This window comes from Rhodopseudomonas sp. P2A-2r (genome assembly GCF_026015985.1).
Lineage (GTDB): Bacteria > Pseudomonadota > Alphaproteobacteria > Rhizobiales > Xanthobacteraceae > Tardiphaga.
The window spans coordinates 3,982,533-3,997,023 of record NZ_CP110389.1 but is presented as its reverse complement, the minus strand read 5'-3'; the positions used below and the strand labels follow the sequence as shown (position 1 = coordinate 3,997,023).

The window sequence follows — 14,491 nt, the reverse complement described above, 5'->3', positions numbered from 1 at the left end:
CAGTTTGGATTTCGACACTGCTGGCAGTTGTCTTCGTATTTTCCCAATTCCTTCACGGAATACTGGGTCGCCCGGTCAAGCCGGGCGATAACAGCTGCGTCTGTGGATCAGGCCGCGCGCGATCAACTCACGCGACCTCAAGATCCAGATCAATCCATACCGGCACGTGGTCCGACGGCTTTTCCCAGGCGCGGACATACTTGTCGATGCCGACATTGGTGAGCCGGTCGCTGGCCTGCGGCGATAGCAGGAGATGGTCGATGCGGATGCCCCAGTTCTTCTGCCAGGCGCCGGCCTGGTAGTCCCAGAACGTGTACTGGCCGGGCTCGTCGGTGACGGCGCGCAGGGCGTCGGTGAGGCCGAGACCGAGCAGGGCCTGGAAGCTTTCGCGGGTCTGCGGCTTGAACAGCGCATCATTGGCCCAGGCGGCGGGGTTGTGGACGTCAGCCGCCGCAGGGATCACGTTGAAGTCACCAGCCAGGATCAGCGGCTCTTCGGTCTTCAACCGTTGCTGCGCGTAGTCGTGCAGCCGCGACATCCATTTCAGCTTATAGGGGTATTTCTCGGTCTCAACCGGATTACCGTTGGGCAGATACAGACAGGCGACGCGCACCACGCCCGATTTCAGCGACACCACGCCTTCGATGAAGCGAGCGTGCAAATCCTCGGCGTCGCCGGCCAGCCCCGGATTTGCTTCCTCGAGCGGATACTTCGAGAGCAGCGCGACCCCGTTAAAAGTTTTCTGGCCGTGGGTGACCACGTTGTAGCCGAGTGCCTCGATGGCCTCCCGCGGGAATGCCTCGTCGACGCATTTGATCTCCTGCAGACAGACCACGTCTGGCGCGCAATCGCGCAGCCAGGTCAATAGATGGTCAAGCCGCTGCCGGACCGAATTCACGTTCCACGTTGCAATTCTCATTGGATGGGATTCCGGTAACAACAATGGCAAAAATAAGTCAGGCTGGCATACCATCGGATGGAGGGGCATGATACGCTTTAAGCATAAAGCGCACTAAGTCGCTGTGAGGGACGGAGAATCGAGGAGTGCTCCCGATGCTCCAGACCGGTTGACGTGGGATGTGATGAAGAAACGTACATGGATCTTCGTGGGCCTGTTGGGGGCCGTCGCACTGACGGCCTATCTGACAAAATCGTCCTGGACCACCGGGAATACGGCAGCCCAGAAGGCGCCGCGCCCTCGTGTCGTTTCGGTGGAACTGGCCAAGGCCGAACGCAAACCGATTCCTTATGAAGTGGATTCCATTGGCTCCGTGACGCCGATCTCCAGCGTCGCTTTGAAATCCCGCGTCGAGACCACCATTGTCTCCGTGCATTTCGAGGACGGCGCCAAGGTCAACGAGGGCGACCTGCTGTTCACCCTCGATTCGCGCCAGATCGATGCCCAGATCGAGCAGGCCGAAGGCGCGCTGGCCCGCGATCGCGCGCAGCTCGCCGGCGCAGAACGCGACCTCAAGCGCTTCAGCGACCTGATCGGCAAGGGCGCCACGACCCAGGTCAATGTCGACAACGCCAAAACCCAGTCCGACATTCTCGCCGGCACGATCCAGGCCGACCAGTCGGCGCTCGACAATCTCAGGGTGCAAAAAGCTTCACGACTATCCGCGCACCATTCGCTGGCCGGATCAGCGCCGCCAACGTGAAGGTGGGCAACTTCGTTCGTCCGGCGGACACGGCGCCGCTGGCAACCATCAACCAGATGGCGCCGGTCTATGTGTCCTTCGCGATTCCCCAGCGCATTCTCGGCGATCTCCGCGAGGCCATGGCTGCGGGATCGACCACGGTGATCGCCACCATTCCCAACAGCGGCCGCTCCGAGGACGGCAAGGTGGCCATGGTGGAGAATAGCGTGGACTCCACCACCGGCATGGTCACAGTGCGGGGCATCATGAACAACGGCAATGAGACGCTGTGGCCTGGGACTCTCGTTCAGACCAAGCTGATTGTGCGCACCGTGGATGGCGTGGTGGTGCCGACGGTCGCGGTGCAGCGCAGCCAGACCGGCAACTTCGTGTTCGTGGTGAAGGAGGGCGTCGCCCAGGTTCAGCCGGTTACCGTTGAACGCACCTTCCAGGGCTTGTCGGCGATCTCCTCCGGCCTCTCCGGCAGTGAGGACGTGGTGGTCGACGGCCAGTTGCTGCTGTCGAGCGGGACGCGCGTCGAAGCGCGGCCGCGCAAGGCTGGAGCCTGAGCCATGACCCTTTCGGAGCTGTGCATTCGCCGACCGGTGATGACCACGCTCATCACCGCATCGATCATCGCCTTTGGCATTTTCGGCTTTCGTCTGCTGCCGGTCTCGGCGCTGCCCAAGGTCGATTTCCCGACCATTGCCGTAACGGCGACCCTGCCGGGCGCCAGCGCCGACACCATGGCGGCATCGGTCGCCGGCGTCATCGAGCGCCAGCTCTCGACCATCGCCGGCATCTCGTCGATGTCGTCGAGCTCGTCGCAGGGCACCACCGCGATCACCATCCAGTTCGACCTCAACCGCAGTATCGACGCCGCGGCGCTGGACGTGCAGACCGCGCTGACCATCGCGCAACGCCGCCTGCCGATCGAAATGACGACGCCGCCGAGTTTCCGCAAAGTGAACCCCGGTGATTTCCCAGTACTTTTTGTGGCCCTCAGTTCGTCGACGCTGCCGCTGTCGACGGTCAACGAATATGGCGACATCACCATCGGGCAGGCGTTGTCGCAGATTCCGGGCGTTGCCCAGGTCACGATCTACGGCGCGCAGAAATTCGCTATACGCGTCCAGGCCGATCCCGAGGCCGCTGCGGCGCGTGGTCTGTCGCTGGAAGACATCCGCACGGCGGTGTCCCGCGCCAACTCCTCGACGCCGGTCGGCACCCTCAACGGCCCCAAGCAGGACATCTCGCTGCAGGCGTCCGGACAGATGGACAAGGCGATCGACTACCGCCAGGTGGTCGTGGCCTGGCGCAACGGCTCGCCGGTCAAGCTCGACGAGGTCGCCAAGATCTATGACAGCGTCGAGAACGACAAGGTCGCAACCTGGCTGAACAGCGAACGCGCCATCGTGCTGGCGATCCAGAAACAGCCCGACGCCAATACCGTGGCAGTGGTCGATGGCGTGCGCGCCAAGCTGCCGTCGCTGCGCGCGCAAATCCCGCCGTCGATCGCCGTCAACGTCATGATGGACCGCTCGGTGTCGATCCGCCAGGCGGTCAGCGACGTCGAGGAGACCCTGCTGATCGCCGTGGCGCTGGTGATCATGGTGATCTTCCTGTTCCTGCGCTCCGCATCCGCCACCTTCATCCCGGCGCTGGCGGTGCCGATCTCGCTGCTCGGCACCTGCGCCGTGATGTACATGCTGGATTTCTCCATCAACAACATGACGCTGCTGGCGCTCACGTTGTCGGTCGGCTTCGTGGTCGACGACGCCATCGTGATGCTGGAAAATATCGTCCGCCATATAGAGCACGGCATGCGACCGTTCGAGGCGGCGCTGAAGGGCGCGCGCGAGATCGGCTTTACCATCATCTCGATCACCTTCTCGCTGATTGCCGTGTTCATTCCCGTGCTGCTGATGGGCGGCATTGTCGGGCGCGTGTTCCGCGAATTTGCGATCACCATCGCCGCGGCCATTATTGTGTCGGGCTTCGTGTCGCTGACGCTGACTCCCATGCTCTGCGCGCGCGTGCTCAAGGCGCACGACCCGCACAAGAAGGACAACATCATCCTCCGCGCCTTCGAGGCGATGTTCGCTGCCTGGTTGAGGGGCTATGAGTGGGCGCTCGACCATGTCCTGGCGCACAAGGCGGTGATGCTGCTGCTGACCATCGCCACCCTGGGCGGCACGGTCTATCTCTACATGATCGTGCCGAAGGGCTTTTTCCCGCAGGAAGACACCGGCTTCCTCACCGGTGTCACCGAAGCCGCCACCGACACCTCGTTCGAGGCGATGAAGGCACGGCAGCAGGCACTGACCGAAGTGCTGAAATCCGACCCCGCGGTCGATTACATCAACTCGACGGTCGGATCCGGCGGGCCGAATCCGACCGCGAATTACGGCCGGCTGTTCATTGCGCTCAAGCCGCAGAAGGAGCGCGACAGCGCCCAGGCGGTGATGACACGGCTGCGCCAGAAGGCCACCGCGGTGCCGGGCCTGCAGGCGTTCTTCCAGAGCATTCAGAACCTCAATATCGGCGGCCGGCCCTCGAAGAGTCAGTACCAGTATGTGCTGCAGAGCGGCGACACCGAGTCGCTGTACCGGCTGGCGCCGGAAATGCGCGACAAGATCGCCCAGGTGCCCGGACTGCTCGACGTGACCACGGATCTCTACATCAAGAATCCGCAGATGACCGTCGACATCGACCGCGAGAAGGCCGCGGTCTACGGCATCACCGTCGATCAGGTGCGCAACCAGCTCTACAATGCCTTCGGCTCGCGCCAGGTCGGCACTATCTACATGCCGTCCAACGACTACCAGATCATCCTGGAAGCGCAGCCGCAGTTCCGGATCGACCCGTCGGACATCTCAAAACTCTACATGAAGACGGGCAACAACCAGACCATTCCGCTCAGCGCGGTGGCGAGGCTGGTGCCGACGGTGGGGCCGCTGCAGATTAATCATCAGGGCCAGCAGCCGGCGGTGACCATCTCGTTCAACCTGGTGCCGGGAACCTCCCTCGGCTATGCGGTGGACCAGATCACCGCCATCGAGGGCGCATCCAACCTGCCAGTGACCATCGCGACCGGCTTCTCCGGCACCGCGCAGGTGTTCCAGGACAGCTTGCGCGGGCAGGGCGTGCTGATCCTCGCCGCTGTGTTCGCCGCCTTCGTGATCCTGGGCATTCTCTACGAGAGCTTCATTCACCCGATCACCATTATCTCCGGCCTGCCGTCGGCGGGCATCGGTGCGATCCTGACGCTGATGCTGTTCAACATGGAGATGTCCGTCATCGCCATGATCGGCATCGTCATGCTGGTCGGTATCGTCAAGAAGAACGCCATCATGATGGTCGACTTTGCGCTGGAGCGCCGCCGCGTCGGACTGTCGGCCGAGCACGCGATCCGCGAAGCGGCGCTGCTCCGGTTCCGACCGATCATGATGACCACCTTCGCAGCGATCTTCGGCACGCTGCCGATTGCGCTCGGTGCCGGTGCCGGCGCCGAATTGCGCCAGCCGCTTGGCATCGCCGTGGTCGGCGGCCTCTGCGTGTCGCAGCTGCTGACGCTGTTCATTACCCCCGTGATCTACATCTATCTCGACCGCATCGATCGCAAGCTGAAGCGCCGCCTCGAGCCGCAATACGACGAAGCCGAAGAGGCTGGGCGGCAGCACGGGATCGCGGCGGAGTAATCCGCACCGACTTTGCATCCGCGCCGCGACGCTGGGCTAAAATTCGCGACTCGCGCGGCGCGTTGTCGGATCGCAGCGGAACGCCGCGCCAGCTAATTGCAACGAACTCGTGACGCGCCGGCGATAAAGCATGGCGAGTTTGACGGGGAGGAACTTTCCGCAAGGTTGAACGCGCACGGCGAAGGTCGTAGCAAGATCAATGAAAAAGTTCTTGGGCGTCCTGTTCGTGTGCCTCGCTGGCATCGTCTTCACGCTCGCCGACGGCGCCCCGCTGTCGATTGTGCGCCATCGATGGCAGGAGATCATCACCGAGAGCAACCACGCCGCGCTGCGGCCGGGCTCGGTCTACGACATCCTCACACATTTCGAGCAGGACTTCGGCTTCTCGCGTCCGAAATTCAAATACCTGTTCTTCGATACCGGCCTGGGCGCGGCCGATCCGATCTATCCGGTGTTCCAGCTCGGCTACCAGCAGAGCTGGCCGCAGCTGGTCAAGGCCGGCTTCTCCGAGCTGAACCGTCACATCGATCACTTCTCGACCGGCGACACGCCGGAGGGCTGCCGCATCCAGTCGGTCTACTGGGTTCGCCACATCGACGAATTCCCCGACATGTACGGCGAGCTGCGCGCTGCCGGCTACAGTCTGATCGACATCAGTTTCGACTACTATGTGAAGCTGCGTCCCGGCGCCCAGTGCGGCAAGCACCATGCCCACGAACTCAGCGAGCTGTTCGATCCGGTCAAATCCATCTACGGCTATGCGCAGAGCTTCAGGACATTCGCGGACATTCCGCCGGAGCTGCTCGCGCACTACGAAGCCAAGGTCGGCGTGCTCAAGTTGATTTCCGAAAAGTTCAAGACGTCGCAGGACCAGTGGGCGAGCTACGACGATAGCTACAGCCTGCGGCACAATTCCATGTGGTTCTACCCCGACGGCTTCGCGCCCGACCATGGCATCGATACGCCGCGCACGCAGAGCGGCCTGCGCTTCCTGACCCAGCCGAAGCATCTGTTCTTCGCGGCCGAGCCGGTGCTTGAACAGCGCTTTGCCCTCGGGGCGACGTTAGGCAAGGACGGCTTTGCGCAGGTCCTGAAATTCCTCAACGGCCAGCCGGTGGCCGGCTTCGATCCGGCGACGGAGCCCGGCGGCGACACGCTCAACATCGCCACGCAGGTCAGCCCGAAGAATTTCTACACCTCGGGCACGACCATCGAACCGATCCGCGACGTGACGGCCGACGTCTCCGACCCCGGGCATTTCAAGCTGGTGTCGGTGATCCTGCGTCCGGGCGAGCCGGAGACCGACGTGCACTTCGCTGCCCCCCAGGAGATTCCCCAGCTCCGCATGGTCTACCAGCTGATGAGCCCGCGATTTCCAGGCCGGGCCTACGAGCAGTTGTTCATCCATCTCGATTTTGACGCCGTCGACCGGCTGCTGCCCGCGCCGGTACGGCGCGTCGCCATTGCCGAATTCCTGCACTGGGCGGACGCCTTGACGGGAGTCCGCGCGGCCGGCGGATCGGGGACCGACACGGCCACCGCAGACTTCATTCGGGATTCGATCGGGCCCCGGCCGGTTCAGACCGTGGCCTGGAGTTCGTCGCTGACGGGGCTCTGGGTGTTCGGGACGCTGAGCCGATCCTACAATTTGGACAGGGTGCTGGAAGCGGTGGCGGTGGTGCGGGAGGGGGTGAACGTCGGCTTCTATTCCAGCGCCTTCGACACCCCGCTGTTCCGTCTCGCTGCCGACAAGTCCGTCGGCTCTCGGAAAGCCGAGCTGCAAAGCGTGCTCGACGACCTCATGCCCACAACTTACCGCGATCCCCGGCGCCACGATCCGGAGGCACTGACCTTCAACCGCATGACCTGCGCCCAATGCCATCAGATGGCCGGGCGTGACGGCGTGCACGTGCTGCTCAACGATGGCCTGGATCGCCGGATTTCGACGCCCTACAAGGCGACGGAATATGTCTTTCGCGAGCTGGATCGGCAGCTGCGACGCATACCCAGGCTTGACGAGTCTGAGCCGACGGCCATCTCAGGGAGCGTGGGACGGACTAGATAGACGGAAGCCGATACACCGGACGTGGGAGCGGCGCATGACACGCGCCATTCCGGCGATCGACGATCAGATCGAAAAACTCGTGCCGCAGCCGCACGACGCCGTGGCATTCGGATTGACCACCCGGAACGACGCGCCGATCAGGTCATCGACGAAGTCGACCTCGGAGCCGGCCAGGAACGGCACCGAAGCCGAGTCCACCAGCACCACGGCATTCTCGCGGGCGATCACCATGTCATCATCGGCCTTGGCGCGATCGACATCGAACTTGTAGGAAAAGCCGGAGCAGCCGCCGCCTTCGACGGAAATGCGCAGCATGGCGCCGTCGCCCTCGGTCTTCAGGATCTCGCCGATGCGGCGGGCCGCCCGCTCGCTGATGGTGACGTTGGCTGCAGTCATGATCTGGCTCCGTGACGCGGGTATTCATTGGTTTGAATATGCCGCCGTCCATAGTTAAGTGCGCCGGGCCGTGGAATCAATTGGATAGAGGATAAACACCCTTGTCGGTCGGAATGGCGGCTCCCCGCGCTCCCTATGCCTGTGATCCCGCGCACAGCCGCGGGCGACTGTTCGCGGAGCCGGAAAGCCGAACCCGGAGCGCGTTCCGGCGCGACTGCGACCGGGTAATCCATTCCACCGCCTTCCGCCGCCTCAAACACAAGACCCAGGTGTTCGTGTTCCACGAAGGCGATCACTACCGAACACGGCTGACCCATACGCTGGAGGTGGCGCAGATTGCCCGGGCGATCGCCCGCCAGCTCGGCCTCGACGAGGATCTCACCGAAACCCTGGCGCTGGCCCACGATCTCGGCCATCCGCCGTTCGGCCATGCCGGCGAGCGGGCGCTGGACGAATGCCTGAAGGATCACGGCGGCTTCGACCACAACGCCCAGACCTTGCGCGTCCTGACCTCGCTGGAACATCGCTACCCCGACTTCGACGGTCTCAACTTGACCTGGGAGGCGCTGGAAGGCGTGGTCAAGCACAACGGCCCGCTCACCGACGCGTCCGGTGCCGCCATCGGGCGCTATGCCGAACATGGCCTGCCGTTCGGAATCACCGACTACGACCGCACCTACGATCTGGAACTCTCGAGCTTCGCCTCGCTGGAGGCGCAGGTCGCCGCCCTGGCTGACGATATCGCCTACGACGCCCATGACATTGACGATGGCCTGCGCGCCCGCCTGTTCGGCGTCGACGATCTCAAGGAGATCCCGCTCACTGCCGGGATGATCGCCGAGATCGCGCAGCACTACCCCGATCTCGATGAAAGCCGGCGCGGCGCCGAACTGGTGCGCGAACTGATCTCCTATCTGATCGGGGCGGTGGTCGGCGAGACCGAGAGGCGCCTCGCCGATGCGCGACCGGCTTCGGCCGCGGACGTCCGTCATCACGGCGAGGTGCTGGTCGCGTTCCCGCCGGAGGCCGCCGCTGCCGAGGCCGCCATCAAGGCGTTCCTCAAGCTGCGCATGTATCGACATGAGCGGGTGATGCGGGTGATGGGCGAGGCCGAGTGCATCCTGTTCGACCTTTTCGCACGCTATCAACGGGCGCCCGAGGATCTGCCGCCGGAATGGCTTCCGGTTCGCGGCGCCGGGCCGGAGAGCGAGACCGATCGGGCACGCCGGATCGGCAACTTCATCGCCGGGATGACTGACCGCTTTGCCATTACCGAGCATATGCGACTGTTCGATTCATCTCCCGAATTACGTTAAAGTGTCGATATAAGTATCTGATTATATGTATTATTGGCAGTTTCGGTAGTGCGGCGCCGACTCCATCAAAGAAATGGCGGTGAGCCCGCAAAACGTCTATCCAACCCCCTGCAATCCAGCCGGAATCGTCCGGCGCAAGTTCTGGTTTCAGCGATGTCCGTTCCGTCTCCGCATCTGTTCGCCAATGTCCTCGCGCGTGTCCATGCGGCCTGCCAGGCGCTCGCCGCCGAAGGCGCGCTGCCGGCCGGGCTCGATCTGTCGCGGGTGGTGGTCGAGCCGACCCGCGAGGCATCCCATGGCGACATGGCGACCAACGCCGCCATGGTGCTGGCCAAGGAAGCCAAAGCCAAGCCGCGCGACCTCGCCGACATCATCGCCGCCAGGTTGCGCAACGATGATCTGATTGCGTCGGTCGACGTCGCCGGACCCGGCTTCATCAACCTGACCCTGAAGACCGTGGCTTGGGCGGATGCGCTGCGTGCGGTACTGCGCGACGGCGTGCGCTACGGCCACAGCGCAGTCGGCGCGGCCGAGAAGGTCAATGTCGAATACGTCTCCGCCAACCCGACCGGGCCCATGCATGTCGGCCATTGCCGCGGCGCGGTGTTCGGCGACGCGCTGGCCAGCCTGCTGGAGACCGCCGGCTATGACGTCAACCGCGAATATTACATCAACGACGCCGGCGCCCAGGTCGACGTGCTCGCGCGCTCGGCGTTCCTGCGCTACCGCGAGGCGCTCGGCGAAGAGATCGGTGCGATCCCCGAAGGTCTGTATCCCGGAGACTATCTGGTCCCGGTGGGGCAGGCGCTGGCCGCCGAATTTGGCGACAAGCTGAGGGCACAGCCGGAGACCGAATGGCTGCCGACCGTGCGGGCGAAGGCCATTGCCGGGATGATGGAAATGATCCGCGGCGATCTCGCGGCGCTCAACATCACCCATGAGGTTTTCTTCTCGGAGCGCTCGCTGATCGACGGCGACGCCGATCTTGTCGCTGCCACCATCGATTTCCTGCGCGCCAAGGGAGACGTCTATCTGGGTCGGCTGCCGCCGCCCAAGGGCAAGCCGGTCGACGATTACGAAGACCGCGAGCAGACACTGTTCCGCGCCACCGCCTATGGCGATGACGTCGACCGTCCGCTGCTGAAGTCGGACGGCGGCTACACCTATTTCGCCTCCGACATCGCGTATCACAAGACCAAGTTCGACCGCGGCTTCCGCAACATGGTCGACGTCTGGGGCTCCGATCACGGTGGCTACATCAAGCGGGTGCAGGCGGCCATCAAGGCGGTGACCGACGGGCAGGGCGTGCTCGACGTCAAGATCGTGCAGCTGGTCAAGCTGCTGCGCAACGGCGAGCCGGTGAAGATGTCGAAGCGCTCTGGCGATTTCGTCACCCTGCGCGAGGTCGTCGACGAGGTCGGCTCCGACGCGGTGCGCTTCATGATGCTGTTTCGCAAGAACGACGCGGTGCTGGATTTCGACCTCGCCAAGGTGATCGAGCAGTCCAAGGACAATCCGGTCTTCTACGTCCAGTACGGCCACGCGCGCGGCCATTCGATCTTCCGCAATGCCCGCGAAATGCTGACTGACCTGCCTCTGGAAACCGGCGCCCGGGTTGCCTATCTCACGGATGCGGCGGTCGAGCGGCTGGACGATCCGGCCGAGCTGGGGTTGATGCGGCAGCTGGCGTTGTATCCGCGGATGATTGAATCTGCGGCATTGGCGCATGAGCCGCACCGTATCGCTTTCTACCTGTATGATCTTGCCAGCGATTTTCATGCGCTGTGGACCCGGGGGCGCGATATGCCTCATTTACGCTTCATTATCACTAATGATGCAGTACTTACCAAGGCGCGGCTGGCATTGGTCCAGAGCGTTGTCTCGGTTCTGGCCTCGGGCCTCGCCGTACTCGGCGTTACCGCACCGGACGAGATGCGTTAGGCAGGGGACGGTCGGTCACGTGGGGATCCGTGGCGGCTTAAGCAGCAGCTGTTTCGTCTTGAAAAGCGGGCCGGCAGCTTTCCCGAAGGGGATGCGACATCACGATGGCTAATCTGTACCAGGACCGACCCTTTCCCGCGGACGCCGATTACGATCGCGGCGATGCCCATGCGCGTCCCAAGGCGGAGGGCGATCCGCTGGCCGAGCTGGCGCGCCTGATCGGCCAGACCGATCCGTTCGCCAACTTCGGTCGCGACAATCCCGCGCCGGGCCGCGATGACAGTGCGCAGGAGCAGGACGACGATAACTCGCCGTCCAGCCCGCCGCCGTGGATGCAGCGCGCCAATGCTCACGATGCGCGGCATGATACCAGGCAGGATTATTCCCCGCAGCCACCCGCGCAGCGCTATCAGGACGAGCATTACGAGGCCGGTGCGGACTATCATCAGGCGCCGTCCTTTGCGGCTGCGAGCCATGACGCGCCGCAGGCGGATCCCGGTCGCTATGACGACGCGCTTTACGGCCAGTTGCCGGGCCACGACGTTCACGCCCAGGATGAGAACTATCAGGACGACTCCTATGCCTATCCGGACGGATATGGCGAAGTGGCCGAAGAGCCGCAGAAACGCCGCGGCGGGATGATGACGGTTGCCGTCGTGCTGGCGCTGGCCGTGGTCGGTACCGGTGCGGCCTTCGCCTACCGCACCTTTGTCGGATCGCCGCGCAGCGGCGAGCCGCCAGTGATCAAGGCCGATGCTGGTCCGAACAAGGTCGTGCCGCCGTCGGCCACGGGTTCGACGGACGCCAGCGGCAAACTGATCCAGGACCGCCTCGGCGGCGCCGCGCCGGAGAAGCTTGTGTCGCGCGAAGAACAGCCAGTCAATGTGCAGGACAACACCAAGGCCGGACCGCGCGTGGTGTTTCCGCCGCTGAACGTCAACGCCAATCCGCCGTCGACCGCCAGCGTTTCGCCGGCGGGCAAGGCGATGACGGGCAATACGAACGTTCAGGGGGCTGACGAACCGCGCAAGATCCGCACCTTTTCGGTGAAGGGCGACCAGGATCCCAACGCGACGCCTGCGGCCAAGCAGGTCCCAGGGCGCAATACGGCGGCTCCGGCCGCTGCGGTCCGCACGCCCGCTGCCAACGCAAACGCATCGGCCAACGCGCCATTGTCGCTGTCCCCGCAGGCTGCCCCCGCGACAGTGCCGGCCGCCCGCGTGGCGTCGACCACTGCGGCACCGACCCAGATTGCGCCGACGTCCGCCAGCGGAGGCTATCTGGTGCAGATCGCGTCACAGCGCAATGAAGCGGATGCTCAGGCATCGTTCAGGGCGCTGCAGGGCAAGTACCCGTCGGTACTGGGTTCCCGCACTGCGACGATCAAACGGGCGGATCTGGGCGAAAAAGGTACCTATTACCGCGCCATGGTCGGTCCGTTCGGGTCGCCCGATGAAGCCACCACGTTCTGCGGCAACCTGAAATCTGCCGGCGGACAGTGCGTCGTCCAAAGGAATTAACGGCCGTTTCCTTGACCCTGGACGTTGATGGGGGCTAATCGGCCCCATGAGCACGCGCGCATTTATCACCGGCATATCCGGACTGGAACTCACGGCCGACGAGCGCGATTTTCTTCGCGCCGAGCGGCCGTGGGGTTTCATCCTTTTCAAGCGCAACATCGACACGCCGGCGCAGGTCGCCCGGCTGGTGTCCGATCTGCGCGCCGCGGTCGGCGCGCCAGATGCCCCTGTCCTGATCGATCAGGAGGGCGGGCGGGTGCAGCGGCTTGGCCCGCCGCACTGGCCAGCCTATCCGCCGGGCGCGGTGTTCGGCACCCTCTACGATATCGATCCGCAGCTCGGCCTTGCCGCGGCGCGGCTGAGCTCGCGGCTGATCGCCGCCGATCTGATCGATCTCGGCATTACCGTCGACTGCCTGCCGCTGGCTGACGTGCCGGTGCCCGAGGCGGATGCGGTGATCGGCAACCGGGCCTATGGAACCGAGCCGGTCAAGGTCGCCGCCATCGCCCGCGCCGTCACCGACGGACTGGAGCAGGGCGGCGTGCTGCCGGTCCTCAAGCACATTCCCGGGCATGGCCGGGCCACCGCCGACACCCATTTCAAATTGCCGGTCGTGGATACCTCCACCGCGGAACTCGAGCGGGTGGATTTCGCCGCTTTCCGGCCCTTGGCCGATTTACCCATGGCGATGACTGCACATGTTGTGTTTAGCGCCCTCGACGCCGCCCAACCCGCGACGACATCTGCGACAATCATCGCTCAGGTGATTCGCGGCAGTATCGGGTTCCAAGGTTTGTTGATGAGTGATGACGTGTCCATGAATGCGCTGGCGGGATCGATCGCCGAGCGGACCAGGGCGATCGTCACGGCCGGCTGCGACATGGTCCTGCATTGCAACGGCAAGCTCGATGAGATGCGTGCGGTTGCCGCCGAGACGCCATTGCTGGCCGGTCAGGCCCTTGTGCGGGCCAATGCGGCGCTGGCTGCGCGAAAGCCGCCCGAGGCGTTCGACCGCGCGACCGGTCGTGCGGAACTGGATGCATTGATCGCTCGCGCAGGGATGGCCAGCACATGAGCGCAGAGATATTGTCGTTTGAAACCGGACGGCCCGCCGAAATCGCCGTGGACGACGAGCCGTCGCTGGTCGTCGACGTCGAAGGCTATGAAGGTCCGCTCGATCTGCTGCTGGCTTTGGCGCGGCAGCAGAAGGTCGACCTGCACAAGATCTCGATCCTGGCGCTGGCCGACCAGTATCTCATCTTCATCGAGGCGGCCCGAAAGATCCGCCTGGAACTTGCGGCCGACTATCTGGTGATGGCGGCGTGGCTGGCGTTCCTGAAGTCGCGGCTGCTGCTGCCGGAGGCGGCGACGCCCGACGGTCCGAGCGCCGAGGATATGGCCTCGGCACTGGCCAACCGGCTGCGCCGGCTCGAAGCCATCCGCGAGGCCTCCAACCGGCTGATGACCCGGCCGCAATTGATGCGCGATATTTTTCCGCGCGGCCAGCCGGAGTCGATTTCCGAGGTCAAGCATCCGCATTTCACCGCGACGCTGTACGATCTGTTATCCGCCTATGCTACCCAGCGCCAGGCGCGGGTACTGACCACGGTGCATCTGGCCAAGCGCACTGTGTGGTCGCTGTCCGAGGCGCGCGCCTCGCTCGAGCGACTGGTGGGCGTGGCCGAGGACTGGAGCCGGCTTGATGAGTATTTGCTGGCCTATGTGGTCGACCCCGCGCAGCGGGCCACGGTGATGGCGTCGAGTTTTGCCGCGGCGCTGGAAATGGTCCGCGAAGGCACCATGGACCTGCACCAGAAGGACGCGTTCGCACCTTTGTATTTCCGCAAGCACCCGGCGCAGTCTGCGTCGGCGGCGCTGGTGGAGCCGGACGCTCCGGTCGAGTAAGTGGAAG

Annotated in this window: 9 protein-coding genes and 1 pseudogene; 8 read left to right on the top strand and 2 right to left on the bottom strand. The window is 64.1% G+C overall.

Translation table 11 applies throughout. The features are described from left to right. Positions 1 to 127: 127 nt before the first annotated feature. Positions 128 to 919, bottom strand: coding sequence for an exodeoxyribonuclease III (gene xth / locus ONR75_RS19320; protein WP_265078684.1), 792 nt, complete (start codon positions 917 to 919; stop codon positions 128 to 130). Positions 920 to 1,082: 163 nt separating this feature from the next. On the opposite strand from xth, the pseudogene ONR75_RS19315 reads away from it, so the two are divergent. The 3 genes and pseudogenes from ONR75_RS19315 to ONR75_RS19305 all read left to right on the top strand — a co-directional run bounded on the left by ONR75_RS19315 (position 1,083) and on the right by ONR75_RS19305 (position 7,406). Continuing rightward, positions 1,083 to 2,209, top strand: a pseudogene (locus ONR75_RS19315) (efflux RND transporter periplasmic adaptor subunit). Between the two features lie 3 nt (positions 2,210 to 2,212). Beyond that, positions 2,213 to 5,341 (top strand): efflux RND transporter permease subunit, encoded by a 3,129-nt coding sequence (locus ONR75_RS19310; RefSeq protein ID WP_265078683.1) that lies wholly within the window; start codon positions 2,213 to 2,215, stop codon positions 5,339 to 5,341. Positions 5,342 to 5,540: 199 nt separating this feature from the next. Next, on the top strand, positions 5,541 to 7,406 hold the full coding sequence (locus tag ONR75_RS19305) for a hypothetical protein (RefSeq protein ID WP_265078682.1): 1,866 nt from the start codon (positions 5,541 to 5,543) through the stop codon (positions 7,404 to 7,406). A 63-nt stretch (positions 7,407 to 7,469) separates the two neighbouring features. On the opposite strand, the gene erpA is transcribed toward ONR75_RS19305, so the two are convergent. Continuing rightward, entirely contained in the window at positions 7,470 to 7,802 is a 333-nt protein-coding gene (erpA, locus tag ONR75_RS19300; protein WP_265078681.1) for an iron-sulfur cluster insertion protein ErpA, read from the bottom strand. Positions 7,803 to 7,903: 101 nt separating this feature from the next. Between erpA and ONR75_RS19295 the strand changes: the two genes are divergently transcribed. The 5 genes from ONR75_RS19295 to ONR75_RS19275 all read left to right on the top strand — a co-directional run bounded on the left by ONR75_RS19295 (position 7,904) and on the right by ONR75_RS19275 (position 14,484). Further along, complete coding sequence (locus ONR75_RS19295; protein WP_265078680.1) at positions 7,904 to 9,118, top strand: deoxyguanosinetriphosphate triphosphohydrolase; 1,215 nt, start codon at positions 7,904 to 7,906, stop codon at positions 9,116 to 9,118. A gap of 153 nt (positions 9,119 to 9,271) precedes the next feature. After that, positions 9,272 to 11,059 carry an arginine--tRNA ligase gene (gene argS / locus ONR75_RS19290; protein WP_265078679.1) on the top strand — a complete coding sequence of 596 codons (1,788 nt, stop codon included), beginning with the start codon at positions 9,272 to 9,274 and terminating at the stop codon, positions 11,057 to 11,059. Between the two features lie 104 nt (positions 11,060 to 11,163). After that, the gene (locus ONR75_RS19285) at positions 11,164 to 12,579 is read left to right on the top strand and encodes an SPOR domain-containing protein (RefSeq protein WP_265078678.1); all 1,416 of its coding nucleotides are present in this window, start codon (positions 11,164 to 11,166) and stop codon (positions 12,577 to 12,579) included. 46 nt (positions 12,580 to 12,625) lie between these two features. Beyond that, the gene (gene nagZ, locus ONR75_RS19280) at positions 12,626 to 13,654 is read left to right on the top strand and encodes a beta-N-acetylhexosaminidase (protein WP_265078677.1); all 1,029 of its coding nucleotides are present in this window, start codon (positions 12,626 to 12,628) and stop codon (positions 13,652 to 13,654) included. Further along, the gene (locus ONR75_RS19275) at positions 13,651 to 14,484 is read left to right on the top strand and encodes a segregation and condensation protein A (RefSeq protein WP_265078676.1); all 834 of its coding nucleotides are present in this window, start codon (positions 13,651 to 13,653) and stop codon (positions 14,482 to 14,484) included. Before nagZ ends, ONR75_RS19275 begins: the two co-directional genes overlap by 4 nt. Positions 14,485 to 14,491: the final 7 nt, after the last annotated feature.